Genomic DNA, 26612 nt, shown 5'->3' on the forward strand with positions numbered 1-26612 from the left:
CGTTGGATAGAAGCCGCAGCGCGGCCAGTGGGTGAGTCAGTGGGTGGTGATTACACGGACGGTAATCGAGCCCTGGTAGGTGATGCCGTCGGCATCGCGCTGGGCGTCGGCCTGCTCAACTCGAACGGAGACGGCACGACCGACTTCCAGAGGCAGGCGGCGCTCGTCCAAGGCGGCGATAACCTCGCCGTTGATGCGCTTGACCTCAGCCTGGCCAAAGGCATCGGACCAGACCGACAGGTACAGCAGGCGCGTTTCGCGCTTTCGGCCCGAGATTGGGCTGCTGTTGACCGAGACCTCTCGGTCAATGGAGACGTACGGCATGTCCGCGTTCAGAGGGGCGCCGTCATAGATCGGACAACTAACCTCGGCCTGAAGCCTGGCAAAGATAGCCTCCTGCAGGGCTAGTGATGGGTCAGCCATTGCCTACCCCCTGGCTTGCCTTGCGCAACGTGCGGCGAACGGCCGCTTCGATGTCTGCCATCACGTACTCACGGTTGACCTGCATCGACGGTCGAAGCCACGGATGCGCGGGCCTGGCTGGGATGTCAGGGTACTTGCCGAAAAAGTGCGTGCCGTCGCTTTTGTTGGTGGCCTTGCGGTTACGATTCCCGGCGCGCTTCCCGCCGAGGTAGCCCTTGGTGCCGTACTCGATGAAGCGCAGGTAGTAGAACTTCCTGTTGGTGCGCTTGCCACGGATGCCGATCTGGGCGTCCAGGCCACTCGGCGAAACGTACACCGTCAACGCTGCTGCTGCTGCCCCGGTGTCCTTGGGCATGAGCTGCCGCTGCGTCTCGAGGATCCGGTTTGCCGCCTCCAGCATCGCTGGCTGAAGTTCGTTGTCCATCGTCTTATGAATATTGCGCAGCGTTCGGCGCAGCCGGATATCGCCGCGAATGCTGGACCGGCGCGCCATAGCCTACTCCTTGGCCTGGGCGGCCTTCGCGGGTTTTTCGGTTGCGGCCCGCTGATCATTGATTTCCACCGCGTAGCCACGGGCGATCAGGCCTTCGCCATATTCCTTCTTCACGTCAAAGATTTCGCCCTTCTCGCGCTCGCCAGACGCACCGGTCAGCGGGCCCAATGCTTGGATTTTCATGATTGACCTCATGGGTTGGGTACCGATGAGCACAGTAGCCGCATCAGTGTGTTCTCATTGTCAGGCAATACAGCCTCGACCCTGTAAGTGACCCCGCGCCGGGTGACTCGCCAGCCGGCAGCAATGTCGGCGCGCGGCCTGGCGATGATCTCGGCAGATACGACGGCCTCAAGCTTTTCAGCAATAGGCGCTACCCGACCACTGGGCGTCCGTATTTCTCCCCACATTTCGGGGCGAGCAGCGGGCAGCCACGTCACCGTGGCGCCGCCGGACTTGTTGCGCTCCTCGTGCGGGAACGTCACCTGAAAACGGTGACGTAGCGGACCGGCTCTCATACGCCCCACCCAATGCGGTGAGGGGTCAGGAGCGCCACCGAGCCTTTCGGCAACTCGGTGGCAATGGTCCCGATCACAACGTCCTCACGGTTCGCGTAAAGGTGGCCGAGGATCAGTAAACAGGCAGCGTTGATCTGCTTGTTGCTAACCATGGGAGAGTCGCCAGCCTCGCCGGAAGCGATTGCCTCATCCAGCGCCTGCTGATCGGCATAAAAGCGGCGGTTCAGATAGTCCTTCGCCTGCCCTTCCGCCGCCTCGATCAGGAGCTCCAGGTATTCGTCAGCATCGTCGGGGTCGCGGAGATGATGCCGAGCGATGGACATGCTGATGACCGACATCATCTACTCCTTCAGCGGCTCAAGTGATGCCAGTTTCCGCTGCACCAGATCCTGAGCGTGGCGGCGGGCTACCGTGTACGCTGGACCGCCGCGACGGCGAAGCTCGCCTTCATCCATGTACGACCGCAGCGGATAAATCTGAAGAGTCGCTGGATTGAGGTTTGCCGCAACCTGATCGCCTTCGGCCAACGGATCAGTATCGAGGCCGCTATCAGTTAAGTCTGAAGCTACTTGGCTCGCGCCTTCGGATGCCGCGGCGCCATTAACGGAAACATCAGCACCGGCACCCTGGTCGGGCTCAATTACATCCACTCCAGAGCCCACGGTTGCTTGTCCTTCTCGTGTCACTTGGCCTGAGCCTTCCGCTGAACCTAAAGCAGCTGCAGGAGCCCCCGCCTCAGCTTGTTCTGGCGTGAGTGCAGCGTTAGGTGATGGAGAAGAGCCGGAGCCTTCAGTCTGGCCGGTGCTGGATTCAGTTGCCTCGGCAGGGTCTTTCGCCTCAACCGGGGTAGCGGGTGTTTCCTGTTTACGTGCCATCGGAGTACTCCAATAGGGCGCCATTGCTGACGCCACATTACGAAGAGTTAAGGCGTGCCGGTCAGCTGGCCGGTCACGAAGGCCTCTTCGCGGTAAATGGCGAAGGCCAGACGCTCTTCAGCACGGATCGTCGCCATGTTCTTCTCGAAGTCGTCGCTGTTCTCGGTCGAGATCAGCACTTCGATTTCCATCCGGTCGAAGATCTGCGCGCCGAGCTTGAACGCGCCGACGAGGAAGTCGTCTTGGGTCATGGCCTGGGTAGAAACCACAGGGCGATTCCAGAGTTTCGGGTTGGTGCCTTCCTGAGGCTGGCCGATGATGTAGCGGCCTTCCCCGTCCTTGGTCAGCTCAATGGCCGCCCAGTCGATCGGGTTGAGCACGATGCCGTCGGATGGGAACTCGGCCAGTTCGGCCTGCAGCAGCGCCAGGCGCAGGCGATCAATGCGCTGCTCGCCCACCACAGCTACGCCAGCCGGGGCGGCGTACAGTTGCGCAACGGTCATGAGGCCCTGCAGGTTCACGCCGGTGCCGTTGCCGTAAAGCAACTGAGCTTCTTCCGCCATGTTGAGGCCGTACCGTGCCCGACCGTCGATATAGCTCTGCAGGGCTTTGGCATCGTCCAGCATCTGCCGGCTGGCTTTGAACAAATGCGCGATGGTCCGCACATTCGCAGTGGCCAAGCCAAAGGTCAGGTCGGAATACGGCTTGGCCGTTGTCTCCGCTACGGTACGGGCGTTGTTGGTGAAGCCGGTTTCACGGACGTACTCGATGGAGTTCGATTCGGTGGTGCCCGGCGCGACCAGGTCGCGGACGGTCAGTCGGCGTTGCGGCGGAGCAATGATCCCCGGCAAGCGCTGAGTCTCTACCAGGTCGCCGCCAGTTGCGGTTGTGATAGCTGCCCGCGGTACAGAGACACGACGAGAGCCGCGGAAAGACGAATTCATGTCCTTCATTTCTTCGCTTTCGATCACGAGCGCGCCAACTGACTTCTGCGGTTCTTCTTGATGATTGCGATCGCGACTGGCGTTCACGAGCTTCTGCTCGGCCTCGCCCAGGCGTGCCTGAAGCTCGCCCTGCTTGGTAAGAAGTTCATCGACCTTGGCGCGGGTTTCGGTATTCATTTCACCGGAGGCCTTGATTTGCTTCTCGGTGGCCTCGGCCTGGCTTTTGATCTGATCGCCAATGCCCTTGAGGCTGGCGTTGAGTTCCTTGACTTGGGCTTCAAAGTCCATGGTCACTTTCCTTTCAGAGAATTGAGGATGTTGGTTGCCGCGCTCAGAGAGGCGGAGAGGTCTGGCGCGACAGCGCGAGGCTTATCGGGCGGGGCAGCGTTATGCGTACCCCCGCCGGCAGCGCGAGGCATGCCGGACTTGAAATTGGCGAACAGTTCGCGACGCTCTGAGCGAGTCATGCCACCTTTGGCCAGGGCTACATCCATGGCCTTGAGTGCATTGGCCTGGGCGGCATCTTCGGTTTCTCGCTCGGTTACCTCGGTGGGCGACAACAGCCCGGTGGCCAAGCCAAGCTCCACGGCACGTTTGCCACGGATATAGGTTTCGTCGTCCATCAGTTCGGCCATGTCCTCCGCCGATTGCCCGCTGGTCTCGGCATAGAGGTCGGCCATCGCGGCGTCGAACTCCTCCATGTCGTTGGCGATGTCGCGCAAGTAGTTGCGATTTCCGGCAAGCCAGGTCCAGCAGTTGTGGATCATGAGGAAGGCACTGCTGGCCACCTCTCGCTTCTTGCCAGCCAGGAAAACGATCGAGGCAGCGCTGGCCGCCATGCCGAGCACCTTGGTGGTGACCTCATGACTGTGCTCTTGGAGGCGGTTGTATATGGCGATGCCTTCGAACATGTCGCCGCCCGGCGAGTTGATGTAAACGGTCACGTCGCGCTCACCGATGGCCCTCAAGGCGGCATCGATTCGTTTCAGCGTGACGCCCTCGCCATACCAGTCTTCACCAATCACGCCGTACACCGTGATGGTGTCCGAAGTGTTTTCAACGGCCGCCTGGATCGCGGGATTCCATTTGTCGAGCGCGCGCGGGCTCATCTCGCTGCGCAGGCCGCGAGACTGGATCTTGTGTTTCATGGATTACTCCCGTGATTTGCTTTCCGGCTCTTGCAACCAGTTCATCAGTGCGGCCCGGGCGGCCTGACCATCGTTTTGCTTACCCAGCTGGTCCAGCGGCACCAGGTTCGACTGCACGGTCAGTACATCGCCACCAGGCATGCTTGGAAGGTTCTCTTTCCGCCGCCCCTCGTTTCGAGTCAGGTAGCCGTTCTGCCCCATCGTGCTGAGATAGGCCGCACGGCCTGCGCTATCCGCACGCAGGAATGCTTCAAGCGAGTACTCGGCATAGAACTTGATCCGGTCAACGGCCGTCATGCACCACTTGTTCACACACTGCTCAATTGGCGCCGTGAAGGACATGATGCAGTAGGTGAGAAACGCGATCTGCTGCTGCTCCAGTCCTGTGCCCCAGTTGCTTCCCTTGTCGGTCTTCATCACCATCCAAGGAGGGACACCGAACCATCGACAGATCTCCTCGATGCTGTGCCCTCTCGATTCCAGCAACTGTGCGTCGGCGGGGTTGATACCAATCATCTCCGGCTTCACACCCTGCTCAAGCACAGGGCTCTTGCCGGCATTCAATGCCCCGGAGATCGTCTTCACGTACTCGCGGAACTCGACGCGCTGAGCCGGGTTCAGCGTCTTGTCGACCGAAAATGCGACCGTGGGCATCATGCCGTTGCGGAAAGTGCTGTTGGCGGCATCGTCTGCCGACATTGCCGAACCGAACACATCCGCACCGTACCGAATAGCAGAAAGGCCAACTCGCCCATCCAGGGTAAAGGCCGGGATGTGCAGCATGTCCTGCCGCTGGATCTCTCGCCTCGCCCCCTTTCGGGGCCTGAAGAAATACCTCAGCCGGCCATCGTCGTCGAACTCAAGATCGACCCTCGATGGCATCAGGAAATCCAGGGCAATCACACGCCCGGCTGATCGGTGGATCTCGCAATAAGCGTTGCCCCATAAAAGCATCGAGGCGACGACAGCCTGCCAGAAATGGAACGCAGCCATGTCTTCATTGGGACTAGTGTGCACCACATCGTAGAGCGGGAAGTCTCGCGCACTCTCGCGACTGCCATCTGGCATGCGCCGGTATATGCTCAACGGCAAGCCTGCTACCGAGGTCGAGATGATCCGAACGCATGCCCACACGGTAGAAAGGCGCATGGCCTTATCGACGCTGACTGACTTACCACTACTGGACTGGGCGCCGTTGAAGGCACTCCAGAAACCTCCATCCGACAGCTTGATGGTCTTGCCCAGCCATTCACTCATATTGGCTGAAGGCTTGGTGGCAGCAGCCCCCAATGCCTGGGATAGGGTTTTAATCACTGACAAGCCCTCTGCGGATGAAGCCGGCGATGCAGAAGAAACTCAGCGATCCCGCCAGCAAAGCCCAGCCGGTACCAGCCAGCATCCAGACCCCGCCGCATGCTAAGCAGAAAGCGATCACTGCGCAGGCGATGAAAATATGAAATGCGTTCATGCGATCAGTGGATCCCGAATGCCTGCCATAAAGTTATCCATTCCGCCCCTGCCCTCTGGATTCAGGCTCAGCAGCGAAACAGCGTTGAAAGTTGCCATCAACGGGTCAATCTTTGCGGTTCCCGATGCTTGCTTGGTGATCAAGAAGGCGTTGGCTGAAGGCACGCCCTTGGCATTTCCGCAGGACCAGGCCATGAGCGGCTGACCACAATGGAGCAGCGTGCCCTCGGCAAGCTTGCGTTCCGTGGTTTTGATTGCACCGGTGAGCTTCCAACCTTGCGAGATGCCCACGATCTTGTCTTCCTCAACGCCAGCATCCGCAAGCGCGTCGAGTACTGCCCCGATGCCAGCCGGGTCGAGGCCAACTTTGTCGAGTAGGCCGGTGTCATTGACGCGGGCAACGATGGCCGCAAACTGCTCAACGTCATCACCGATGCGCTCCACAATGGTGATGTCGCCTGCCTTTTCTAGGTCCCTCAACCGTGGCGCTTCTGACTTGCGGCGCTCCAGAACCGAAGGGTGCGCCCAGGCGTGAGCCCAGTGGAACCACCTGCGGGTTCCAGCCTCCCGGCCCATCACAGCAAGACCTAGCAGGTCATCAAGCCCACCGCCGTCCCCGCCCACATCAATGACCTCGCACCGCGTGAGAATTTCATCGAGGTTTAGCCACGTTGCTCCTTGCGGCTCCCAAAACTCTGCCCCGACCCAAGCATCGGACATCAGCGCAAGGCCGATCTCGATGTTGAGGTGCTTGGCCAGGAAGCCGCGCAATTCAGCCTCGCCGTCCAGCTCAGCCTGCATAAACAGGCGCTCAAGCGTAGGTCGGTCGACGGAGTAGTCGATGTTCGGATTGACCAGGTGGAAGTTCTCAGGCTTCCGCGCCTCGCCGCTCTTGATCATCTCTTGAGAGAACTCATAGATGATCGGCAGGAAGCGGTTGTCGTCGATCCGGCCATCACGCACGCCGCGTGCGTAATTGAGCTTGGAGCGGAACACGCCAGCCGGCGGCTCGTTCGACTGGGTCGTCAACCAGATAATGAAGCCCTCAGGTCGCGACAGCAGACCACCAGTGGCCTCGCGGATCATGTCAGCGGCTTTGGGGTTCTTGCCGAACAGCCAGGCTTCATCGATTAGGACGCCGACCGCCTTCTTGCCGCCAACGACGTCGCTATCCGCAGCCACCACCTTCAAGGTCGCGCCGGTCTCGCGATGAGTGATCAGCCGCAGGTGCGGCTGGACATGCAACAGCGCTTTCAGCTCGTCGTCGTTGTTGACCATGTCCTTGGCCGGGATGAACGAGTTGTCGGCGATCTCCTTGGTCGGCGCCAAGATGATGAACTCAGCCGAAAGACGCCAGTTGCGAATCAGTGCCGTCAGCATGATCCCTGCAGCGATCGTAGATTTACTGTTTTTCTTCGGGATGCACAGCATCACTTCCCGAATCAGACGCTCGCCGGTCTCGCTGTTGTAGCTACCGAAGATGGCCCCGGCGAACGCCAGGACCCACGGTGCACAGGCGGCCTCAATGGTGGGACTGCCCGGGGCATCAACGATCTTCAGCCCCTTGAACACCTCAAGTCCGGCTTCTGCTTCGTCTGGAAACAGCGGATCAGGAATGATTGATTCGCCCGCAGCTAGGCACCTCCACCAGTCCGGGCAGGCTGTTGTCCATTGCATAGATCAATTCTTCACTACGGAGAGGGGCGGCTTGCCTTGGGAGTACTTGCCTTTGCCGACCTGTTTCGCGGCCTCGGCCTTCTGCTCTTTCTTGCCCTGGTCCGCGACCTTGCCGTGCGAATACGGCATAAGGGTTTTGGCCGCCTCCAAGCGCAGGCGCATGTCGGCGCCTTCCGCATTCATGAGCTCAGTAAGGAAGGCTCGCGGGTCGTCGGTCTCGGTTAACGACAGCTCGCCGGTCTGTAGGTCTTGGGGCTGTTCATCTTTAACTTTTCGGGAGGGTTTAACCTCGGTGCTGGAAGCCTGCTTTTGTTTCAACCGGCGCCCGACTTCTGCGAGGACATCGGGGTCCTTCGCAAGCTTGGAGCCCGCTTGCGACGCGGTCTTCTCGGAATATCCGGCGGCGATCGCCGATTCGCGATTTGACGCCCCCGACAACAAAGCGTCAACAAACCGCCGCTTCTTGTCGGTTAAAGCCATGGTTAACTTTTCCTGAAACGGGAAAAAATGTGTACGTGGGGTCGGTGGCGGTCTAGCTAGATGAGAATCCCTAGCTTTTAACCCCCCTACTCCTTTCGCGGCACGTCACTGGCGTGCCTCTAGCCCGCCGCGCTGGGTTTCGCCGATCCGCTGACGTGTCAGCCACCCAGACCCGCCCCCTCCTCAGCCTGCTTGACGGAGTCGTGACAAGGCTTGCAGAGGCTCTGCCAGTTGGTCTGATCCCAGAAGAGAACCATGTCTCCACGGTGAGCAACGATGTGGTCGACAACTATGGCCGCAGTTGTGCGGCCGTTCCGCTCGCAGTAGACGCACAGCGGGTTGTCGCGCAGGTACCGCTCTCGGGCTTGCTGCCACTTGTAGCCATAGCCGCGCTGGGAGCTGGTCATGCCGCTTCGCCAGCTGCCAGGGCTCACCACCTTGACCCGAGAGCCTGCGCTCTCCTTGATGCGAGAGCCGAGCGTCTTGAGCCTGGCCATCAGCCTTTCGACTCGGAGATCAGACGCACGATGTCGTCAGCCCGCTGCTTAATCTCCAGCACCTGACCGTCGAACAGGCGAACGATGGCGCAGATGCCGTGCCACTGACTGCTGGTGCAGGCTTCGTCCACACGAGCGATGGCTGCGGGAGCTAGGTAACGCTTGAGGCCGTTGCTGTCGGTCAATGTGATCATCTACTTACCCCTGAGCCTTGCGAGATAGGAACAGATCGGAATAGCTGCGAAGCTTCTCCACACCCATGAAGCCGACCATGCCGCCGGCGAAGGTGGCCATACCCTGTGGCAGGCCCATCCATTCGAGCAGCGGCACCAGGGCCAGTGTGATTAGGCCGCAAAGGGCGCCCTCCAAGAACATCTGACGGCGGGTGCCGCCGCCATACACCACCCGGAGGACGGCGATCGCAATGGACAGGCCGGCGGCGCCAAGCTGGGGCTGATGGGCAATCACCCAGGTGAGCACAGCGGCCCACAGGCCAGGATCCTTCTCGGGCATGTTTTGCATCTCGGTTCCTCCCGTTGCGGGGAGCACAAATGAAAAAGCCCCGGAAGTCCGGGGCTCGAAGTTCTTCGATGGCGACGCTTTAAAGCTGCTGAGCAGCCCTGAGCTTCTCTATAAGATCATGACCAGCCCATGTCAGGCCTGTAGCACCGAAGGCGGGAAAATCTGATCCATTGACGAATCCGTTTTGAATAAGCAAGCGAAGATGGAACACAGTCTCGGCAGCTTCTGGGGTAGTCGCCACTCGACCGGAATCTATATGTTCAGGGTAGAGCTGATGAAATGCTGCTCTGTCGTTGAGCTCTTCGATTTTGGTCAGCACAGACAGCACGGTGTCCCAATTACGACGCATACAGCCACCTCCATTTGAAGTAATGCGCATAGTCGCGCAGCGCAAATACTATCAACTGGCCATCCAATTGAGGAATGGAAATAAAAACCCCGACGCAATGGCCGGGGTTTCTCTGTGTCGCGCTGTTGCAAGCTGGACACGCTGCTATGAAAACAGGTGTTTATCCGCGCGGAAAGCTTTTTATGCAGCCTCGCGCAATTGCTCCAAGGCGCAATCGATCCAAGCCACTCCAGTGTTGATCAGCTCGCGCGCCTTCGCTTCGCTCATCTTGTGCTCGCGGGCGATCCGCAGTGCCGGCCACTTAGCACCGAAGTACAGCCAGACGAAGCCGCCCATCTGCGGGTTGCGCTTGTTCAGTCTGGCTACGGCTCCGTCCACCGCAAGTGCCAGATCGTCCGTGATCACGTACTGCTTGAGCCCGCCTTCCGCTGGGGCGTGTTCCTTCATAAGCGCATACAGCGGGCAGACATACTGAGGCACGCCCATGCCATCCATGCGCCACCAGCCCCATTGCTCCAGCATGTATGCGGTGTCACCAAGGGCCTTGTCTACATAGGTTCGTTTTTTCATGTCCTTCCCCCTCAATCCCCGGTGTAGTTGGTGCCGCCGGCGCCGCGCCGGTTGCTTCCCTGATATGTAGCCTCAGGCCCGGATGCCTGAGGGTTCTTCAATTGCTCGATCTGCCGTGTCGCGGCCTGCAGCTTCAGGCTGAGCTGGGTCACCAGCTCATCCAGAGGCAAGGCCTCGCCAGTTGCAGCCTCTACCCAGCCCGAGGCATTGCAGTGGATGCATGGCTTATCGAAGAACAAATCCCTAGTGACCGCTCTCCCACGGCATAAAGGGCACTTGTCCAGCTCAATCACCGCCTTCTTGAAAGCCGGGCCGTGGCTATTTCTCATTGGCGGGAACGCCCCTTCTTGGCTCGAAGCCAAGGCTTGGTCGCACGGCTGCGTGGCACGACAACACTGCCAGCCACAATCGGCTTGTCGAACTGCTCCAGGCCAAACAAGCCTGCTTCCCGCGGCGACACGGCCACTTCCTCGCCCAGATCCACGCCGAACCACTCATCAATGATGACCTGCCCAATGGCGCGACCTCCCAAGCCGTAGAGGAAGGCGACGGCACCGTGCTCGGAAATATTCATTTCGAATCCTCGCTAATTACAAATGCGGTAAGGTCGTTCGGCGCCCCGGCTGCTGTGGCCTCTGGCGAATTCTGCGAAATTTCAAATAAGGCCTTGGTAAGGCCGTGAATGGCTGCAAAACCGATCCGATCAAGCCAGGCGTGCCACTTCTCCAACGCGGCGCAGCGCTGCTGCATGGCCTGGGTGTGGATGTAGGTGCTGGCGATCTTGCCCAGCTTGTGGTTCAGCAGCATCTCGCCGATGTGACTGTCGATGCCGAGGTCGGTCCAGGTACTGCGGGATACCTTGCGCAGGTCGTGACTGGTCCACTCGCCCTGCCCCAGACGCTTGAACACGTTGCTGGCTTGCGTCTCGCTCAGGCACAGGCCCCGACGATTCGGGAACAGGTACACACCCTCGTAGCCCTCGGCCTGCTGGATAGCCCGGTACCGAGTCAGCAGCGCCTGCACCTGGGCGGTCAGCGGCAGGCGGTGCTCGGTACGGGTCTTGGCGTTGGCGGCGGGAATGAACCACTCGGCCGCCGCCAGGGAGATCTCGTTCCAGCGCGCCATGCGGGTCTCACCGATCCGGGTGCCGTGGGCCAGCATCATCAGGGCTAGCATGGCGTCACCCGGCTCCCGCTCGAATGCCTGGGCCAGCTGCCACATCAGCTCCGGCAACTGCACGTCACGCAGGCGGGCTGCCTTGGGCAGGATCTTGGCCTTGGTGAAATCGTTGAAACGCATCCCGGCCATGGGGTTACTGTCGATCAGGCCCAGTAGCAGGGCTTGGCGGAAGGCGGTCAGCAGCAGCGCGAACATCTGCCGCAGGTAGGACAGCGACACCTCGGCCTGGCACGGCCACATCAGGTGCTTGTCCAGCGCATCGGCAGACACGTCAGCCAGGGCCAGGTCAGCAAGGCGCGGCTTGAGGTGCTGGGCAATCGCGGACTTGGCGCCGGCCTTGCGCTTAGCCGACAGCGAGCGGTCACGGGCCATGCGGTCACCGTACCAGTCCAGCAGCTGACCCACGGTAGCCATGCCAGAGACCACCGGGGCAGTGGCCGGGTCGCGCAGCAGGCGCTGACGCAGCGCAGGCAGCTCGGCAATCACCGCCGCCACGTTCAGGTCAGGCCAACGGGCGACCGGCACCCACTTCTTGCCGCGCACCAGGTGCCAGGTGCCGCGCTTACGGTTGCTCCAGAAACGCAGGTACAGGCCAGGGTGACGCGGGTCGCGCAGGTCGCGCACCGACTTGTCGGCGGCCTGCCGGCGCACTTCGGCCTCGCTCAGTTTCACTTCCCGGGTCGCGCTCATGCAGCCACCGTGGCAGGCAGCAGCAGATAGGCGCGGATGGCCTCGACGGCGTCGATATTGCCCCGACATACGATGGCCAGGTAGCCCTGATCGGCAAGCGCCTGCAGGTAGGCGTCCTGGCTCGGGGATACCGGCGCGTCATAGGGCGGCATGGCCTTGAACTCGATGTACAGGCCGAAATACCCACCGCGCGCCATGGGCAGCACCAAGTCAGGCACACCGGCCTTCACGCCCTGCCCCTTCAGCTTGGCGGCCACAGCCTTGACCCGGTGCCCGCCGTTCGGGACGTGGTAGATCAGCTTGTAGGCCTGCGGGTAGCGCAGTTGGAGCTCCTGCATCAGCGCGGCCTGCTCCTGCCCCTCCCGGTCAACGGGCTTGGCGCGGGCCGGCTTGGCCCTGAACAGACGGATGTCGGGGGAATTCATGCGACAAAGCCTCCCTCGTTGAGCAGCAGCGCTTGGGTGCGCATGACGCCCTCGGCGTGGTACTGCCGTGCGGTGTCGCGGTCCACTGCCCGACTGCGCCCGTCGCACGCGTCGTGACAAGAGCTGCAGCACCAGGCGCCTTGCAGGTCGTGTGGCTTCTTGCCGACGCCGCAGGTACCCGCCAGGCGATAGTGCGCAAGGACAGTGGTCTCGGGGTTGCCGTTGCATACGCCCGGAATGCGCACCTGGCACTCACGCCCGCGCGCGGCTTTGGTCAGTTTGGTTTGGCGCATGTGACGCCTCCTTGCAGGTTGATTGATCAGCGCCCCGCCAAGCGGGCGCGCATGGCTGCCAGGGCAGAGTTTCCGACTTGCGGAGTGCGGCGCGCGGCAACCTCTGCAGGAAGTGCCAGCGGCATCTTCTGCAGCGGCTCACCGGCCATAAGCCGACGAACAGCGATGGTGTAATTGCGCTCGAAGAGCTTCGAGCTCGCGTCAGATGGCAGCTTGTTGAGGTTCTCGAAGCCGCACTCCTTGGCCGCGTGCCACACCGCGTCGTGACTCCACTTGCCCCGGCCAGCCATCGCAGGATGGGCATTCCGGGTTGCTTCGCGGAAAGCGGCCGCCAAGGCTGGAAGACCAAGCATCTCTGGTGACGGCTGGCACCACTGAATGAACTCACCGGGAGGCGGGATGAAAGGCGCCCCCGACTGGCGGCAGCGCATCAGCCCAAACTGCAACTGCTCGGGCTTGCAGATTCCAGCCTCCAGAAACGCGGTCAGCCATTGCTGCTTCGACGCGTTGTAGGTGGCCCGGTCTGGCCAAGCCTGCTTCCAGGCGGTGCAGATCGAGCGCAGGTCACGGAACAGATCGTTGATAACCTCTGCCGTCTTCCGATTGAGTTCGGCCTTCACGTCATCGGGCAGCTCGTATCCAGCAGGGACGTGCTGACCGGACTGGACCTTGGCCCACAGGCCGTGCGTGGCAACTGCGACTGGGTTCATTGGGCACTTCCTTGCTCGATCCACGATGTATCACTGTCATCGAACTGCTGGCCACCAGGCCCTGCCCGCAGAGGAACGACCTTCGCTGCATTCGCAAGGTCGCGCTTTCTCCAGCCGACTAGGTCGGCGATCCACTGGCTCTCGGTCTTGGCCAGCCCCTTTGCATCGTGATGGACGACAAAGCCCGAAATGGCCTTTTCCGAGAATTCCTCGATGGCCACCCCAGAACGCTTGGCATAGGCCTCAAGCTGAGCCTGGTCAGGAATCCAATCGAGGAACATCGCGAACGGCTCGCGCGGAGAGTGTGTATTACTTCCCTTCCCTTCCATTCCGGGGGTGAGGCCTCGTTCACCGCTAGACGAGCCTTCGCCGACTTCTCGGCGAGCAGTCGGCGAAGGCTCAACGAATTCAGGGTGTTTTACCGTTGGTCTGTCGATTTTCTGGTGGTGCCATCCGTTGACGTGCAGGTACTGCTTCGATGACGCCTCGTAGAGGGTAATCAGTCGGTTCGTTACCAGCTCAGTAAGCAGCCCTTCCACTGCAAGCGCAGTGATGTCGTCGCCAGGGAAAACGAGAGCTTTGATGGTCTTGGGGGACATCGGGTGATTACCTGCGTCGTCGCAGAAGTTCCAAATCCCGATGAAGAGGAGTCGAGCCATCGCCGAGCACTCCATGACCTGTTCGCTGGTCCAGAACTCCGGCTTGATGGTGCGGATACGAGCCATTACGAACGCCCTCCATGACTAACTGCCTGACGCGTCAGATTTGGCGAGACACCGAAACCTGACGTGGAATGCGTGGTATTGCCTGCATCGTCCATGCGGTGCATAATCGACCTCGATGTTGTTTCAAGAAGACCGCCCTGCCAGGCGGTTTTTTTTCGCCTGCGATTCCGGTACTGGATGGATTCGCAGGTGTTTCGGTCATCTACGGGCGCAACCCTAGGTCACGCATAATCCTTCTCGTCAGGGTTCAGCGCGCAGAGAGTCTGGCGGCTCGGAAACGGACGTAGCTCCTCCCCGCTCATCGTTCCGTCTTCGTTCTCGATGACGAAAATCACCCGGCCGGCCTTCATCGCCTTGGCGATGGCAGGGGCGCTCACATCAAGCCCCTTGGCGACAGCGGTCTGGCCGATTCGCTCAACAAGCTCAGGCAGCAGTGTTCGGTTCATGGCATTGCCTCAGTGGTGAATGCACATGATATTAACCGCCGGTTATCACTTCTTCAATACCGGCGGTTGAGGCAGATAAATTAACCTCCGGTTAAATTCCGCGCATGACGAAAAAGAAAGATCTCTCCCCCGAACTGAAGGCCGAGTGCGACGCAGCCAAAAGGCTGTTCACTCAGAAGAAAAATGCGCTTGGCCTGACGCAGGCAAAGATCGCTGAGGCTGCGGATATCTCGCCGGCCGGCGTTGCCATGTACCTGAACGGCACCAACCCCCTTAATGCGAAGTTTGCAGTGGTGCTGTCCAGGCTCCTGCAAGAGCCGGTGGACCGGTTTAGCCCACGGCTGGCCGCTGAGCTCGCACAAATGCAACGCGCACAGGTAAAAACCGGAGACAGCTCCAGCAGTAGTGCAGCGGAAAAGGTATTGGAAATGCTGCGCAAGCATGGGGGCAAGTCATTAGACGCCACTGCCCAGGACAAAATCGCCAAGGCAGTTGCTGATAGTCTAGCGGAAGCGCCACCTTTAGCGGCTCAGCCCGTCCATGCCCCTACCATGGTCACCCCAGACCATGGCGATATTTCCATACCTCAGTACGACGTCCGCGCCGCGATGGGTCATGGCCAAGTTCCAGCCGAATACAGCGAAGTCATCCGGAATGTGGTCATCCGTGAAGAGGTGCTGCGCGAGAAAGGTGTGACGTACACCTCAGCTCAGGCTCTGTCGATGATCACAGGATGGGGGCAGAGCATGGAGGGAACGATCAACGACAAAGATCCAGTTATCGTCGACCGCGGCATTAACGATTACCAGGGTGAAGGCGTATATGTACTCACGTGGCACGGCGACTTATTAATCAAACGAATTCAGCGAAAGGATGAAGATTACGTTTGGCTGATTTCAGACAACAAAAACTATGAAAAACAGTCTGCACGTATTGATGATATAACAATCCATGCAAAAGTGCTTCTTGTGTGGAATTCCAAAAAATTATAAAACACTAATCAGCCAACATTATCGCTCCAAAGGGTCTACAAAGTGCATCGGAACGCAACCTTTTATGATCTCAAAATCAGCGCATTCGGAGTATCGCGTGCAGAAGGAAATGAAGCTCATTTTGTAACAACTCCAAAATCATTGCTTGCTATTGCCTTACAAGCAAAGCAACTTTTTGACACCGGCGACAGATTATTACAAAAAGGCCGCATCGCAACGTCTCCTAAATATTTTCTCTCAGACATTAAAATCACCGAGACGCGCTTAATTCTATTAGTAAACATTAGTGACCCTTCAGCCCCTGATGCTGTCTCATCTGATCCAGAAAGCAAAAGCCGAGTAGTGCACTCCAAACCTCCTGGGCATGGCGGAGAACACTCAGCCCATGTTGTAATCAATCTGACCCCGGAAAAAGGCGACAACTACTACCTTTGCGTAGTAGAGGCGGTCTTTGGGTCCGGCCTGCATTTAACCAGCATCTTGAAGTTTTTGAAGCATCTTGTCCGAAAGTGTAAAGCTGAGTTCCCTTCGGAGTACCTTATCCCGAACAACAATGGCGCCCGGGACAAAAAAGGCAATCCGCTGATGGTCCACCTGCTTCACGAACTGGAACTGCAGGGACATCCTTCTGAAGATTTTCAGAAAGACTTGGAGGGCGGAACGCTATCAGCTATCCAGCTTTTAAACTTTTCAAAGGAGGGCGCCGTCTGGGACGAGCAAGGAGGGATCATTGAAAGGCAACGCACTGTCGACCTCCGACCTAAACCAGACATGATCGGATCATTGGGCTCAGCAATTCGTAAATTGCGGGCGAACGTAACTCGAGCCGATCAAGAGTATAAGCATATTAGAATCAAGTTCAAGACCGAGGCAGGCATTGACAAGGATGCGACGATCTCGACAAGTACGGGAAACCTTGTCGCTAGCGAAAAATATGTAAAGCGCCACCCAATTGAAGCACCGCTGGTCAATACAAGTAGCTTTGACACAATAAACTCATTTATAATCAAGGAAGTCTTCAAGCTTATGGAGTAAGCAATGTTGCTAGGACAACTGCTAAGACCATTTGGCTACCTTGCCATTCAACACCCCTACAAATGGGTTGTGGACTGGCTGTATCCTGCAATTTTGGCATTCGCTCTGACTACCACCCTATGCCTTGTGGACCATAAGGCTACCTATTACGAATCCGGCAATCTCATATCGCTGGTGCTCTCATTCGTCCAGTCTCTCCCTGGCTTTTATATTGCAGCCTTAGCTGCTATAGCCACCTTTGGGCGCTCAGATATTGACAACATCATTCCTGAACCGACTCCCAAAGTAGTTGTAAAATTCAGAGGATCGACAAACATTGTCGACCTAACCCGACGTAAATTTTTGGCGATGCTTTTTGCCTTCCTCACTGCACAAAGCATTTTGGTGGTTATTTTTTCACTAAGCTTATTGTCTTTTGGGAAGCTTATTTTCCTAACCACAATTGCTGGCCCGGATTCAGGATTCGTATTCAGCTATGTAACACTTACGATTTACTTCCTCCTGTTCTTTCAGATGATTATCGCTACCTTCTGGGGTCTTTACTATCTTGGCTACAAACTGATGGAGTAAACCGTAGAGGGCCTTCTTCAGGCCCTTCTTTAAAACGGTGCCTCCGCTTCTCCGTGCCACACTAACTCAACATCCTTTCCCGAATCGATTACCCGATCATAATCCGTCGGCGCATCCCATTGCAGGATCACCGATCCGTCATCACAGAACGTCATGTCCAGGCCGTCTGTCTCTGACAGCAGCTCCATGATCGCCCCCCAATCCTGATCGCTGTCCGTGTCCAACTGATGGATCAGAACCTTCCTGCCGAACTGGGCAAGCGGGGAATTGATCATCGCAGAAACCCTCAACCCCAGTTTCTCCAAGCCTGTCAGCTCCTCGCGAGGCGCCGACATAGCGAATCCTTGTGCAGCTCTCATTCCCTACGCCTCCAATACTGTATGTACGTACAGCACGTGACGATCTTAGCGCGCATCTTCAAAAAAATAATTAACCGGCGGTATTGACGTAATATTTACCGCCGGTTAACTTTATTTTCATCGCCGGATTCACACCGGCCTGGCAGCTTCGGCAGCCATCGCTCTTTACACAACGAGACGTGACCACCTCGACGCACCCAGGCCATCACCTGGGTCGGGACAAGCTAAGTCGTCGACCACGCAGCCTCTGGATAGCTGCCGGACTCCCTCATGGGAGGACGCCAATCCATGCGAGCCACCTGATGCGTAGCCAGTAGCTGCAGCAGGCAGTGGTGGGGAAACCCGGCGACGAGCATGGCGCGGACCAAACAACCATAGGAGGAACGCCATCATGAAGTAGTAAGCGAAACGCCTAACCCAGCCATGGGAAATGGCAGCCTAACCGGACGCTAAAGAGCCGGTCGCTGGCAGGCCGAGAGAATAGCCGCCCGGAGCGCGCTGGTTGCCACCAGCCCCGATAGCCAGCCATGAGTGCTGCACAGCGACGGTCGATGGCAACGACGCCGGACACGTAACCGGCCCGATCTACCTGGTTCCCCATCACCAGGCTGCTTCGGTGTGTGATCTGAATGCGCAGGCTGATGCGCAGGGAAAGACCCAACGGGCTTTGCACGACTTTCCTTACCCGACTCTCGTGCACCGACGCTCCGTAGGGCTACTCATCTAACCACCGCCCTTTGATGCGGCAAGCCGGAAAGAACGCAGCCCCGGCCAGATCACACACCAATGCAGCCCACCGAGGACACTTCATGGAAACGATCACTTGCGGCTCATGGATTGGCCAGCTCGGCAAGGCGCTGGCTCCCCGTGAGCTCGAAGCTCTGCTGTGGGTGGCTCAAGGCCTCACCACCAAAGAAATCGCCCGCCAGATGGCGGTCAGCCCGGGCACCGTTGCCAACCGCATCGAAGCCGCTCTGTTCAAGCTCGAAGCCGGTCGCCGCATTGAGGCGGTCACCAAGGCCATGCGCCAACAGATCATCAGCCCGCTCTGCATCATGCTCGCCAGCCTCATCGCCATGCATGCGGTGATTGACGACAGCGACCCGATGCGCCGTGACCGCCGCGCCCCTGAGCGCCGCACCGCCCAAGTTCGAATCGTTCGCAAGGCCGAGGCCTTCGAGCTCCACGCCTGACCCATCCGAGGATCACCCATGCAGACAGCAATGCACCCTGCTTTCGAGCAGAAGCTTGCCGTACTCGCGGCCCTGCTCGAGCGCAGCAAGTCAGTCAGGGCTGAGGCCCATGCCAAGGTCAGCCAGACCGCACCTCGCTACCAAGCGTGCGGTAAAGGCGCGACGTGGGATGTCGTTGAAATCGCCACCGGCGCTGTGCAGGGCTTCGCCTTCAGCTACCGCACAGCAATGCGATTTGTAGATGTGATGGAAGCAGGCGCAGCGAGCAAAAGAGGTGGCCTGCAATGATCGGGCACTCGAACAGCCGGGACCAGATTCTGGCCCAGCTCAACGCCAGCATCGACAACTTCTTTAGTAGCGGTGGCTCCGTCGAAACCCTGCCTGGGTTCGAGTACGTGCCACACCGGCCTCATCGCGACCTCGAGCCAAAGCGTTCATCCATAGCCACCCCACCCAACAAACGGTTGGCTGCGCGCCTAAAACAACTAGATGAGATCCGCGAGCTGGCAAAGACCATGACCTACAAGGAGGCCATGGCTCACACCGGGCTCGCCCAGGCAACTCTCGTTCGCGCAGCCTCGCAAGGCAACTTCAAGTTCCAGCGCGACCCGAACTACGGGAAAAGCAACCTGGGCAAGAAGCTCAGCGATCCCGTTGAAGACAGGTCGAAAGCAGAAAAGATCATCGCCTATCGAAACGTCGGGATGTCCAGAGCCGATGTGGTTCGCGAGCTGCAAATTTCCTTCAAGCAGCTTGGCCGGCTGTGCCGGGAGTTCGACATCGAGTTCCCGACCATCGTCGAGAAGCGAGCAAAGAGAAAAGCATGAAACGCATCACCGCGCGCGTCCGGCATGGCCGGCGCCAGCAGCACATAACTCTGCCGCCCAGCGGCATCGCCCATCAGGAGACGCAGCAATGTCCAAGCCCACTGACACCACAGAGTTCCTGCAGGAGCTCAACGGCGGCGCCTTCGCTAGCCAAATCGGTCATGCCCTTTCGGAAGTAGCCGCAGGCGTTGTCGATCACGGTAAGGCAGGAAAGATCACCATCACCCTGGACTTCAGCCAGATCGGCGACTCCCATCAGGTAAAGATCAAGCACAAGCTTGACTACAAGGTGCCGACCAAGCGCGGAACGCGCAGCGAGAACACAAGCCTCGATACGCCTATGTACGTCGGCACCGGCGGCAACATATCCCTCTTCCCCGAAAAGCATGACCAGCTCTTCACCCGTGACGAAGCACCAGTACACCCACGCTCCTAACTCACAGAATCTACAAGGAATAGCGCATGTCCCTCAGTAAAGAAGCTCTCGAACTGATCCAGGAAAACACCATTGCCGCAGTTGGCCGCGATCTGCCGGCCTTGGGCCCGGTGGTCGTAGTTCCGCAAAACTTCAACGTTGTTGATCTGGAGCGTTACCAGGAAGGCCGCAACCGCTTCCGTGGCACCTACTCCACCCACTCGCTGGCTGACTACAGCGCCTACGTTGTCGAGCGCGCCGCACCAGCAGCCCGCGGCTTCATCGACCAGGACAACATGAGCTGCATCGTGCTGTTCAACATCGGTACCGCCGAAGAGCCGGGCCACGCTGATGATCGCGCCGTGCTGCGCCTGAAGGCGTCCGCCGCATTTGCAGCCGTCCAGGCGGTGTGCGGCCAGAGTCTGGTTCAGAAGGCCATGAGCGACTGGATCGAAGACTGGAACCAGCACTTGTCGGCCACCGATGAGAATGGCCAGACCATGACCATCGCCAAAGCAATCGCCGCGGTTCGCACCATCACCGTAAAGGCCTCGTCGGAGAGCGATCACGCCGTCGGTGAAACCCGCGCCAGCCGCAGCACCATGGACCAGATCGAAGCCAGCAGCAAAGAAACCCTGCCGGCCTGGCTGGACTTCAAGGTCATTCCGTTCGAGGGCTTGGCCGAGCAAGTGATTCGCCTGCGCGTGTCCGTCATCACCGGCGGCGCGCAACCGGTGCTGAAGCTGCGCTGGATCGGCGAAGAAGCCCAGCGCGAGGCCATCGCTCAGGAATTCAAGGCCGTTCTCGACGACAAGGTCGGTACCGCCGCGAAGCTGTCCCTGGGAACCTTCGACGCCAAGTAACTCACCAAGCGGCCCCGACTCAGGGGCCGTACCTCTGGCATGGAGAAAGCCATGATCGAAGCCACCCAGAAGCAACTCGAACTGCTCTGGCACACGCTGGGCCTAAATCCAGGCTGCCGAACTGGCGGCAGAAACCACTTCCTCACCAGCCCAGGCTATGACGACGCCAACAACCTTGATGTTCTGGTAGAGGCAGGCCTGATGACGCGAGGCAAGGCGCCAGCGTTCTGTGATGCTAATGACGTGGTGTACCGGGCAACGCCTGAAGGGAAGCAGTTTGCGCTGGCCAAGCTTCCCCCGCCGCCGCCTCCGCGAAAGTACACCAAGTTCGATGCCTATCTCGACGAGTGCGAATGCTATGACGGCTTCGCCCACTTCCTCGGGATCAACCAGCCGCAGATACAGCAGCGCGGCTCCTGGGGCAACTACGAATACCGGATGGTCCGCTACCCACGCGGAAGTGCCTACTGCGAGCATCGCCGGCCTACCCGCTTCGCGCACTGGTCGCCCTACGAGACTGTTGAGGTCGCAGGCGATTGGGCTCGTACCATGAAAGCGGCCAAGGCCAGCTACAAGGAAGCGCTTCGACTCAAGCTGGCTGAGCGCCGCGCCGAAAAGATTCGACGCGCGGCCTGACCCTCCGGCGCTGCCCGTCAGCGACTAATCTGCTCCGGCATTGGCCTATCTGATCTCAGTTCCGTTTATCGTCATCCGTTGGAGGGCTGTACATCCCTCTATCCTGGCTGAGTCGGTGAAAAGGCGACCGCTTCAGCCGAGGGATTGCGAAATGGTAAACAATCAACAGCGTTGCCCATCCAGCAAGGCAGAAAATCGAACGCTCGCTTGTGCTCAATGACAGGGCGAAAGAGATTGCCACTATCGCAAACATGATGCTGACAAAGAAGAATCCAGTCGCCAGGGCATTGACGAGGAAATTAAGCCTGTGCCAACGATCTGGGATCAGTTCGAGGGGGCCTGTGGCGATCAGAGCAATTCCAAACGGCACAGAATAGCTGATCAACGACGCAGATGGCTTTCCCAGCCAAAGAAACGCTATCCAAATCGCGAGCCCTATGAATGATGCCGTTCGGGTCTTCATCGCGGCAGCTCCTGATCTTGGCGATCTTCCTCGATCTCGCAACCCCATTACCACCATCCTTGTTTGGTGAGCGGCGAAGCATATCACTCGGCGCTGCCCGCCAGCGCCTTCCCCTACTCAAAGATAACGCTTCCCCGGAGGTGGCACGCTAGCAGATCAATCGCGACATCCTGAGCCTGCACGCTCACCTCAGCATTCCAGCCTTTGGTCGCGTTCCAGTAGGTACATGATCCCTCCAAACCATCAGACCAGCACATCACGTCGCCCTGTTCAATGTGCGCAGGTGACCGCAGTCTGATGATCTTGTAGCTGCCCTGCTCCTCCACCCAGATTGCAACGCGATCGACATTGATCTTTTCCACTACCCCGACGATCAGCACCTTGGTTCTCCCTTAGAACGCCGGTGCAGATCAAACACGATATGACATCAAATTGCCACCTCTTGTAACGATTACAGAAGGCGGCGCACGCATGGAGAAAGCCATGAGCCACTTCTTCTACAAAACCGAATCACCCAAGGTCCTGGCCGCGGTTCGCGCCTGGGACGAAAAGCGGGCGGCATGGAATGCGCAGCGCGACGAACTCGGCAAAGTGTTCGGCGGCCACGCATCACCGATGTACAGCGGCACACGCAACTTCGTTGGCGGTATCAAGCTCAGCGCCAGCGCCGACCTGGATGTGCATTGGCGGAGACCTGATGAACATGGCTACCGCGCGCTGCGTAGCTCGGCCAAGCATGCCAAGGGCATCACCAAAGAAGCGCGTGCACTCGAAAAGGCCAATCACGAGCGGCTGCTGGAGCAGTGGAAGGAACACTGCCCGGCCGATATCGACAGCGACGAAATGTGGGCAGGCGTAGGTGTCGAGCGAGGGAACGTGTGGTTCTTCGGCGGGGTGTGCTTCGAGCACGACGGCGCCGTGTACCTGCAACTCGGCTCAGCTTCTTCCGCAGATCATGTCGAAGGCCTGGTCGAGGTGCTTGGTAGCGAATACCAGGCTGCTCGCCAAGGCGTCATGAGCGCGCGCAAAGCCGCCTGATCCTCCAGCGCTGCCCGCCAGCGCCTTCCCCTATTCAACGATAACGATCACGCCCCACCGGCGAGGACCGCCCATGTCTGCATTCCAGAAAAAGAACCCGCTCGACTTCAAAACCCAGTACGGCCTTGGCTTCGACCCGCAGGACGATGAGATCGTGGTGGACTTCTTCTGCGGCGGCGGCGGTGCCGGTACCGGGCTTGAGATGGGCCTGGGCCGGCCAGTCACCGTGGCCAAGAACCACAGCCCTGCAGCCATCAGCATGCACACCGCCAACCATCCGGCGGCGCGGCACTTCACCACCGACGTCTTCGACGGTGACCCGGATGAGGAATGCCAGGGCCGGCCAGTTGGCTGGTTCCACATGAGCCCGGACTGCACCCACCACAGCCAGGCCGCCGGCGGGCAGCCGCGCAAGCGCGAGATCCGCAACCTGTCTTGGATTGGACTGAAGTGGGCCGGCAAGAAGCGACCGCGGGTCATAAGCCTGGAGAACGTGAAGCAGATCCTGCAGTGGGGCCCGCTGATCGCCAAACGAGACAAGGCCACCGGCAGGGTGATGAAGCTTGATGGCACCGTGGCCGCCGTTGGCGAGCGCGTACCGGTGCAACAGCAATTCCTAGTGCCCGACCCGAAACGTCGCGGCATCACCTGGCGCCGGTTCGTGCACTTGCTCGAAGGCATGGAGTACAAGGTGGAATGGCGCGTTATCAAGGCCTGCGACTTCGGCGCGCCGACCAGCCGCGAGCGCCTGTTCATGATCGCCCGCTGCGATGGCCAGCCAATCGTGTGGCCGGAGCCTACACACGCCAAGAACCCAGCCAAGGGCCAGAAGAAATGGCGCACCGCCGCCGACTGCATTGACTGGACCGTGCAGAGCAAGAGCATCTTCGGCCGGAAGAAGCCGCTGGCCGACGCAACGTTGCGCCGGGTCGCCAAGGGCATGAAGAAGTTCGTGCTGGACAACCCGCAGCCTTTCATCGTGCCGATTGCGAACTGGTCGGGTGAATTGGCCCAGTCGGCGCATGAGCCACTTCGCACGGTGACCTCTTGGCCGCGCGGTGGATCCTTCGCCATGGCAAGCCCGGTGATTCTTCCAGCAACACACCAGGGCGCCGACCGAGTGAACAACCCGGGCGATCCACTACCAACAGTTACTGCGGCCAACCGTGGCGAGCTGATGATGGCCAGCCCCGTGATGGTCGGGGCCGGCGGCCCGATGTATGCCGGTAAGCCAGTAGCAGCTGACCAGCCCATGGGAACGCTGATGACCCAAAGCCACCGGGCGCTGGCATCGGCGCATCTGGTCAAATTCAGGTTCAACAGTGAAGGAGCAGCCATCACCGACCCGGTGCCGACCATCACGAGCGGCGGCAACTACAAGAGGCCTGCGGGTGCTGCCCATGCCATGGGCGTGTGCACAGCCTTCATCGAGCAGGCCAACGGCGGATTCAACAACACGCCAGCGAAAGGTGCGGACGAGCCGCTGACCACGGTCACCAACACCGGCAGCCAGCAGCGCCTGGTAACGGCCAGCCTGGCCACGCTCCGGCGCAACTGCGTAGGCCGTCCCGTAGATGACCTGGTGCCGACAATGACCGCCGGCGCCGAGCATCATGCCTTGGTCGAGTACAAGCTATCGCCGGAGCACGAAGAAGGCGCCCTACGCGTCGCCGCATTCCTCATCAGCTACTACGGCACAGAGAACATAAGCGCCTGCGACGCTCCAGCGCCAACGGTGACCACCAAGGACCGCCTGGGCTTGGTCACCGTCTTCGTTAAGGGCACGCCCTATGTGATCGTCGACATCTGCCTGCGCATGCTGCAGCCCCACGAGCTGTACCGCGCTCAGGGCTTCCCGGCCAGCTACATAATCGACAAGGGTGCCGACGGCAAGCCGTTCACCAAAACGGAGCAGGTGCACATGTGCGGCAATAGCGTCAGCCCGCCGCCTATGGCTGCCCTCGCAAGAGCAAACGACCCATGGAAATCCAGCCAGCACCAGGCAGCCGCTGCGTGAGTTAGAAAAAGCTCAATCGCCTCGATGAGCCTGACCGCAAGTTCAACTCTTTCAATAAATCTCAGCATGAGGCCTCCAGTTAAGGTTTCGCCTCATGCTATCCACACTGACCAGCTTGTCTTGCAGCTTCGGCAGGATCACTGGCCTACGAGGTATCCCCATGCCCACAGAAAACCGATCCAGCAACACAGAGATGGTCAGCGTGCCCGAAGGGTTCATGCTGGTAGAACGCAGCATCTGGACAGAGCAGCAGGTCGAGGCCGCCACAGCGTGCATCACTCGACTGAAGGGTGTGCCAGGCATGCGCGACTGCGACCTGGCGATGGCTGCCATAGATGCCGCCCAATGCAAAGCGCCCGATATCACTCTGGCCGATCTGCTTCCTGCCCCGTACCCCCACCCCGACCCTATCGCCTGGATGGTTGGTACTGCCATCTGGTGGACCAAAGAAGAGGCAGAGCGGGATGCGGCGGAGACGGGGCTGCCGATTGTTGGCCTGGGCCCGATGATCGATGCCGCAGAGGTCGAGCGGCTGCGAGAGGCCCTGAAGTTCTACGCTGACCGGGACCACTTCGCGGAGGACATTGGCAGCGACTGGGACAGCGTGAGCGGAGAACCCGCCAATGTCCTGTGGCACGAGAATGAGGCCTGGTTCGTCGAAGACGGCTCTATCGCTCGCGCCGCCCTGGAGCGCAGGCCTGAAACAAAGTCGTTTTAACCCGCCTCCTCTGGCTCTCGCTCCAGCAGCCAGAGAGCACTTTCGATCTCCGCAATTGCGCCAGGCACCCGCTCGGCATTTACCCATTGCCAGGACGTGTTGCCTATGAGCCCGCCAATGGCCTGGCGGCGCAGTTCACCGATGTCGATGCCCTGCTGCTCCGCTGCTGCAAAGACCGCCGCCAGCGCGTGCTCCAAATGCATAACCCTTTCTGTGGTCATGGCTGCTCTCCAGTTGGGGAGCTGAGTTTAGCCCTCTACCGATGACCCGTATGTGAAAAACGCACAAGAGCACACTTGTACTCTATTGATGTAGCCCATCACTCCTCTACTTCGAGCAGGCGGAGAGCTTTTCCGTTACAGCTCCCCCCTCAGTGGCGATCTGACGAGCACGCCCAACGCCCCAGGCCAAAGCTCTGGTCATCGACTCACCTGGTCTTGAGTCAAACGCCTCTTCATGAAGAGCACTTCCAGCCGGCGCGTAGACGCCGATGAACATCTGGGTAGTGCCTGTGCGGGACAATCTGACCTGAACATCAACCATGGTGCCGTCGTCGAGAATTTCGTCATGGGTACGATGGTGAAGCGTTGGGTCGGCCCAGTCCCAATATGCCGGTCCTCGAATTCTCATAATTCCTCCGTTCCAGCTGTTCTGCTTTAGGTCGTGAAAAACAACATAGCGAACCTAACCATAGAGACAACTAAAACGACCGAAACTGAGAACTCGTTCCGACAATTGGCCAAAAACTATACATATTTACGATTTTGTATAATTTTTCGCCGAAGTTCTTACACGTCATCCCGGATAGTCACGGCAAAAACGATCCACTCTTGAAACGCCTTACGCTGAGCTTCGAGATCCTCCTCCCAGCAAATTTTACCCCCGTGGCTGTAGGCCACTCGATTCATCAATGCAGCAGTCGATTTATCGAGCTCCTTCAGCAATTGATAAGCACGATATCTCTGGTCGGCGTTCAGCATCTTGTTTTCTCTCGCGGCGCTCGCAGCCCACTCTCTGTTGAGCAGGGCTTGCTGGCCGTCTGCTATCTAGACCCC

General features: G+C 59.2%; 43 protein-coding genes. 12 read left to right on the forward strand and 31 right to left on the reverse strand.

From position 1 onward, the window contains the following. Positions 1 to 36 precede the first annotated feature (36 nt). From ACI7M0_RS14145 to ACI7M0_RS14265, 25 genes are all read right to left on the reverse strand, one after another. Positions 37 to 423, reverse strand: coding sequence for a DUF3168 domain-containing protein (locus tag ACI7M0_RS14145; RefSeq protein WP_129932790.1), 387 nt, complete (start codon positions 421 to 423; stop codon positions 37 to 39). After that, complete coding sequence (locus ACI7M0_RS14150) at positions 416 to 916, reverse strand: HK97 gp10 family phage protein (protein ID WP_129932789.1); 501 nt, start codon at positions 914 to 916, stop codon at positions 416 to 418. The genes ACI7M0_RS14145 and ACI7M0_RS14150 overlap by 8 nt, the downstream gene beginning before the upstream one ends. A 3-nt stretch (positions 917 to 919) precedes the next feature. Further along, complete coding sequence (locus tag ACI7M0_RS14155; RefSeq protein ID WP_129932788.1) at positions 920 to 1099, reverse strand: hypothetical protein; 180 nt, start codon at positions 1097 to 1099, stop codon at positions 920 to 922. Between the two features lie 8 nt (positions 1100 to 1107). Continuing rightward, a complete protein-coding gene (locus ACI7M0_RS14160) occupies positions 1108 to 1434 on the reverse strand; it encodes a phage head closure protein (protein WP_088512190.1) in 327 nt (108 codons plus the stop codon). Next, a complete protein-coding gene (locus ACI7M0_RS14165) occupies positions 1431 to 1772 on the reverse strand; it encodes a head-tail connector protein (RefSeq protein WP_129932787.1) in 342 nt (113 codons plus the stop codon). The genes ACI7M0_RS14160 and ACI7M0_RS14165 overlap by 4 nt, the downstream gene beginning before the upstream one ends. A 3-nt stretch (positions 1773 to 1775) precedes the next feature. Further along, positions 1776 to 2309, reverse strand: coding sequence for a hypothetical protein (locus tag ACI7M0_RS14170; protein WP_165366968.1), 534 nt, complete (start codon positions 2307 to 2309; stop codon positions 1776 to 1778). A gap of 47 nt (positions 2310 to 2356) precedes the next feature. Further along, entirely contained in the window at positions 2357 to 3541 is a 1185-nt protein-coding gene (locus tag ACI7M0_RS14175) for a phage major capsid protein (protein WP_108078277.1), read from the reverse strand. Positions 3542 to 3543: 2 nt separating this feature from the next. After that, the gene (locus tag ACI7M0_RS14180; RefSeq protein WP_129932786.1) at positions 3544 to 4401 is read right to left on the reverse strand and encodes a head maturation protease, ClpP-related; all 858 of its coding nucleotides are present in this window, start codon (positions 4399 to 4401) and stop codon (positions 3544 to 3546) included. 3 nt (positions 4402 to 4404) lie between these two features. After that, positions 4405 to 5715, reverse strand: coding sequence for a phage portal protein (locus ACI7M0_RS14185; RefSeq protein ID WP_129932785.1), 1311 nt, complete (start codon positions 5713 to 5715; stop codon positions 4405 to 4407). Then, positions 5708 to 5869: a hypothetical protein gene (locus ACI7M0_RS14190; protein WP_085983377.1), complete on the reverse strand. Its 162-nt coding sequence runs from the start codon at positions 5867 to 5869 to the stop codon at positions 5708 to 5710. Before ACI7M0_RS14190 ends, ACI7M0_RS14185 begins: the two co-directional genes overlap by 8 nt. After that, on the reverse strand, positions 5866 to 7545 hold the full coding sequence (locus ACI7M0_RS14195; protein ID WP_014591182.1) for a terminase large subunit: 1680 nt from the start codon (positions 7543 to 7545) through the stop codon (positions 5866 to 5868). The genes ACI7M0_RS14190 and ACI7M0_RS14195 overlap by 4 nt, the downstream gene beginning before the upstream one ends. 3 nt (positions 7546 to 7548) lie before the next feature. Next, entirely contained in the window at positions 7549 to 8025 is a 477-nt protein-coding gene (locus tag ACI7M0_RS14200; protein ID WP_129932784.1) for a terminase small subunit, read from the reverse strand. Positions 8026 to 8183: 158 nt separating this feature from the next. After that, the gene (locus tag ACI7M0_RS14205; protein WP_129932783.1) at positions 8184 to 8522 is read right to left on the reverse strand and encodes an HNH endonuclease; all 339 of its coding nucleotides are present in this window, start codon (positions 8520 to 8522) and stop codon (positions 8184 to 8186) included. Continuing rightward, entirely contained in the window at positions 8522 to 8716 is a 195-nt protein-coding gene (locus ACI7M0_RS14210) for a hypothetical protein (protein ID WP_129932782.1), read from the reverse strand. The genes ACI7M0_RS14205 and ACI7M0_RS14210 overlap by 1 nt, the downstream gene beginning before the upstream one ends. A gap of 4 nt (positions 8717 to 8720) precedes the next feature. Beyond that, a complete protein-coding gene (locus tag ACI7M0_RS14215) occupies positions 8721 to 9044 on the reverse strand; it encodes a phage holin, lambda family (protein WP_129932781.1) in 324 nt (107 codons plus the stop codon). 79 nt (positions 9045 to 9123) lie between these two features. After that, positions 9124 to 9393, reverse strand: coding sequence for a DUF2513 domain-containing protein (locus ACI7M0_RS14220; RefSeq protein WP_165366969.1), 270 nt, complete (start codon positions 9391 to 9393; stop codon positions 9124 to 9126). Positions 9394 to 9573: 180 nt separating this feature from the next. After that, positions 9574 to 9963 (reverse strand): antiterminator Q family protein, encoded by a 390-nt coding sequence (locus ACI7M0_RS14225; RefSeq protein WP_027609633.1) that lies wholly within the window; start codon positions 9961 to 9963, stop codon positions 9574 to 9576. Positions 9964 to 9974: 11 nt separating this feature from the next. After that, positions 9975 to 10292 carry a hypothetical protein gene (locus ACI7M0_RS14230; RefSeq protein ID WP_129932779.1) on the reverse strand — a complete coding sequence of 106 codons (318 nt, stop codon included), beginning with the start codon at positions 10290 to 10292 and terminating at the stop codon, positions 9975 to 9977. Next, the gene (locus tag ACI7M0_RS14235) at positions 10289 to 10537 is read right to left on the reverse strand and encodes a hypothetical protein (protein WP_129932778.1); all 249 of its coding nucleotides are present in this window, start codon (positions 10535 to 10537) and stop codon (positions 10289 to 10291) included. Before ACI7M0_RS14235 ends, ACI7M0_RS14230 begins: the two co-directional genes overlap by 4 nt. Then, positions 10534 to 11832 carry a site-specific integrase gene (locus tag ACI7M0_RS14240; RefSeq protein WP_129932777.1) on the reverse strand — a complete coding sequence of 433 codons (1299 nt, stop codon included), beginning with the start codon at positions 11830 to 11832 and terminating at the stop codon, positions 10534 to 10536. The genes ACI7M0_RS14235 and ACI7M0_RS14240 overlap by 4 nt, the downstream gene beginning before the upstream one ends. Continuing rightward, on the reverse strand, positions 11829 to 12257 hold the full coding sequence (locus tag ACI7M0_RS14245) for a VRR-NUC domain-containing protein (protein ID WP_129932776.1): 429 nt from the start codon (positions 12255 to 12257) through the stop codon (positions 11829 to 11831). Before ACI7M0_RS14245 ends, ACI7M0_RS14240 begins: the two co-directional genes overlap by 4 nt. Then, positions 12254 to 12550 (reverse strand): DUF1364 domain-containing protein, encoded by a 297-nt coding sequence (locus ACI7M0_RS14250; RefSeq protein ID WP_129932775.1) that lies wholly within the window; start codon positions 12548 to 12550, stop codon positions 12254 to 12256. The genes ACI7M0_RS14245 and ACI7M0_RS14250 overlap by 4 nt, the downstream gene beginning before the upstream one ends. 26 nt (positions 12551 to 12576) lie before the next feature. Continuing rightward, the gene (locus tag ACI7M0_RS14255; protein ID WP_129932774.1) at positions 12577 to 13260 is read right to left on the reverse strand and encodes a replication protein P; all 684 of its coding nucleotides are present in this window, start codon (positions 13258 to 13260) and stop codon (positions 12577 to 12579) included. Further along, positions 13257 to 13985, reverse strand: a complete 729-nt coding sequence (locus tag ACI7M0_RS14260) for a DnaT-like ssDNA-binding domain-containing protein (RefSeq protein ID WP_129932773.1) — start codon at positions 13983 to 13985, stop codon at positions 13257 to 13259. The genes ACI7M0_RS14255 and ACI7M0_RS14260 overlap by 4 nt, the downstream gene beginning before the upstream one ends. A 221-nt stretch (positions 13986 to 14206) precedes the next feature. Beyond that, complete coding sequence (locus ACI7M0_RS14265; protein ID WP_129932772.1) at positions 14207 to 14431, reverse strand: Cro/CI family transcriptional regulator; 225 nt, start codon at positions 14429 to 14431, stop codon at positions 14207 to 14209. A gap of 104 nt (positions 14432 to 14535) precedes the next feature. On the opposite strand from ACI7M0_RS14265, the gene ACI7M0_RS14270 reads away from it, so the two are divergent. The 3 genes from ACI7M0_RS14270 to ACI7M0_RS14280 are packed head-to-tail and all read left to right on the forward strand — an operon-like array spanning position 14536 to position 17028. Further along, entirely contained in the window at positions 14536 to 15423 is an 888-nt protein-coding gene (locus tag ACI7M0_RS14270) for a LexA family transcriptional regulator (RefSeq protein WP_129932771.1), read from the forward strand. Positions 15424 to 15465: 42 nt separating this feature from the next. Next, a complete protein-coding gene (locus ACI7M0_RS14275) occupies positions 15466 to 16458 on the forward strand; it encodes a hypothetical protein (protein WP_129932770.1) in 993 nt (330 codons plus the stop codon). Positions 16459 to 16461: 3 nt separating this feature from the next. Continuing rightward, a complete protein-coding gene (locus ACI7M0_RS14280) occupies positions 16462 to 17028 on the forward strand; it encodes a hypothetical protein (protein WP_129932769.1) in 567 nt (188 codons plus the stop codon). Positions 17029 to 17057: 29 nt separating this feature from the next. Here ACI7M0_RS14280 and ACI7M0_RS14285 read toward each other — a convergent pair whose 3' ends face one another. Then, entirely contained in the window at positions 17058 to 17387 is a 330-nt protein-coding gene (locus ACI7M0_RS14285) for a DUF1654 domain-containing protein (RefSeq protein WP_237617272.1), read from the reverse strand. 809 nt (positions 17388 to 18196) lie between these two features. Between ACI7M0_RS14285 and ACI7M0_RS14290 the strand changes: the two genes are divergently transcribed. From ACI7M0_RS14290 to ACI7M0_RS14315, 6 genes are all read left to right on the forward strand, one after another. After that, positions 18197 to 18580 carry a response regulator transcription factor gene (locus ACI7M0_RS14290; RefSeq protein ID WP_129932767.1) on the forward strand — a complete coding sequence of 128 codons (384 nt, stop codon included), beginning with the start codon at positions 18197 to 18199 and terminating at the stop codon, positions 18578 to 18580. Between the two features lie 18 nt (positions 18581 to 18598). Then, positions 18599 to 18868 carry a hypothetical protein gene (locus ACI7M0_RS14295; protein ID WP_060501469.1) on the forward strand — a complete coding sequence of 90 codons (270 nt, stop codon included), beginning with the start codon at positions 18599 to 18601 and terminating at the stop codon, positions 18866 to 18868. Continuing rightward, positions 18865 to 19407 (forward strand): hypothetical protein, encoded by a 543-nt coding sequence (locus tag ACI7M0_RS14300; RefSeq protein WP_129932766.1) that lies wholly within the window; start codon positions 18865 to 18867, stop codon positions 19405 to 19407. Before ACI7M0_RS14295 ends, ACI7M0_RS14300 begins: the two co-directional genes overlap by 4 nt. Positions 19408 to 19495: 88 nt before the next feature. Further along, the gene (locus ACI7M0_RS14305) at positions 19496 to 19843 is read left to right on the forward strand and encodes a hypothetical protein (protein WP_014756073.1); all 348 of its coding nucleotides are present in this window, start codon (positions 19496 to 19498) and stop codon (positions 19841 to 19843) included. A gap of 26 nt (positions 19844 to 19869) precedes the next feature. Continuing rightward, a complete protein-coding gene (locus ACI7M0_RS14310) occupies positions 19870 to 20685 on the forward strand; it encodes a DUF2303 family protein (RefSeq protein WP_129932765.1) in 816 nt (271 codons plus the stop codon). A gap of 51 nt (positions 20686 to 20736) precedes the next feature. Next, on the forward strand, positions 20737 to 21321 hold the full coding sequence (locus tag ACI7M0_RS14315) for a hypothetical protein (RefSeq protein ID WP_129932764.1): 585 nt from the start codon (positions 20737 to 20739) through the stop codon (positions 21319 to 21321). 55 nt (positions 21322 to 21376) lie between these two features. Here the strand turns inward: ACI7M0_RS14315 and ACI7M0_RS14320 are convergent, their stop codons facing one another. Together ACI7M0_RS14320 and ACI7M0_RS14325 are read right to left on the reverse strand one after the other, a co-directional pair. Then, positions 21377 to 21784: a hypothetical protein gene (locus tag ACI7M0_RS14320; RefSeq protein WP_020193013.1), complete on the reverse strand. Its 408-nt coding sequence runs from the start codon at positions 21782 to 21784 to the stop codon at positions 21377 to 21379. A gap of 113 nt (positions 21785 to 21897) precedes the next feature. Next, on the reverse strand, positions 21898 to 22164 hold the full coding sequence (locus ACI7M0_RS14325) for a hypothetical protein (RefSeq protein WP_129932763.1): 267 nt from the start codon (positions 22162 to 22164) through the stop codon (positions 21898 to 21900). 103 nt (positions 22165 to 22267) lie between these two features. Here ACI7M0_RS14325 and ACI7M0_RS14330 point away from each other — a divergent pair, with 103 nt between their 5' ends. The 3 genes from ACI7M0_RS14330 (at position 22268) to ACI7M0_RS14340 (ending at position 25557) form a co-directional block, all read left to right on the forward strand. Continuing rightward, positions 22268 to 22822: a hypothetical protein gene (locus tag ACI7M0_RS14330; protein ID WP_165366970.1), complete on the forward strand. Its 555-nt coding sequence runs from the start codon at positions 22268 to 22270 to the stop codon at positions 22820 to 22822. A gap of 73 nt (positions 22823 to 22895) precedes the next feature. Next, positions 22896 to 24839: a DNA cytosine methyltransferase gene (locus ACI7M0_RS14335; RefSeq protein WP_129932761.1), complete on the forward strand. Its 1944-nt coding sequence runs from the start codon at positions 22896 to 22898 to the stop codon at positions 24837 to 24839. A 160-nt stretch (positions 24840 to 24999) separates the two neighbouring features. Further along, complete coding sequence (locus tag ACI7M0_RS14340) at positions 25000 to 25557, forward strand: hypothetical protein (RefSeq protein WP_129932760.1); 558 nt, start codon at positions 25000 to 25002, stop codon at positions 25555 to 25557. Here the strand turns inward: ACI7M0_RS14340 and ACI7M0_RS14345 are convergent. The 3 genes from ACI7M0_RS14345 to ACI7M0_RS14355 all read right to left on the reverse strand — a co-directional run bounded on the left by ACI7M0_RS14345 (position 25554) and on the right by ACI7M0_RS14355 (position 26537). Next, positions 25554 to 25778 carry a hypothetical protein gene (locus ACI7M0_RS14345; RefSeq protein ID WP_129932759.1) on the reverse strand — a complete coding sequence of 75 codons (225 nt, stop codon included), beginning with the start codon at positions 25776 to 25778 and terminating at the stop codon, positions 25554 to 25556. The genes ACI7M0_RS14340 and ACI7M0_RS14345 overlap by 4 nt on opposite strands. A gap of 106 nt (positions 25779 to 25884) precedes the next feature. Then, positions 25885 to 26187 (reverse strand): hypothetical protein, encoded by a 303-nt coding sequence (locus tag ACI7M0_RS14350; RefSeq protein ID WP_129932758.1) that lies wholly within the window; start codon positions 26185 to 26187, stop codon positions 25885 to 25887. A 158-nt stretch (positions 26188 to 26345) separates the two neighbouring features. Then, positions 26346 to 26537: a hypothetical protein gene (locus tag ACI7M0_RS14355; protein ID WP_129932757.1), complete on the reverse strand. Its 192-nt coding sequence runs from the start codon at positions 26535 to 26537 to the stop codon at positions 26346 to 26348. Positions 26538 to 26612 lie beyond the last annotated feature (75 nt).

Origin of the sequence: Pseudomonas sp. 10(2024) (assembly GCF_045164175.1) — a bacterium.
GTDB lineage: Bacteria > Pseudomonadota > Gammaproteobacteria > Pseudomonadales > Pseudomonadaceae > Aquipseudomonas > Aquipseudomonas alloputida.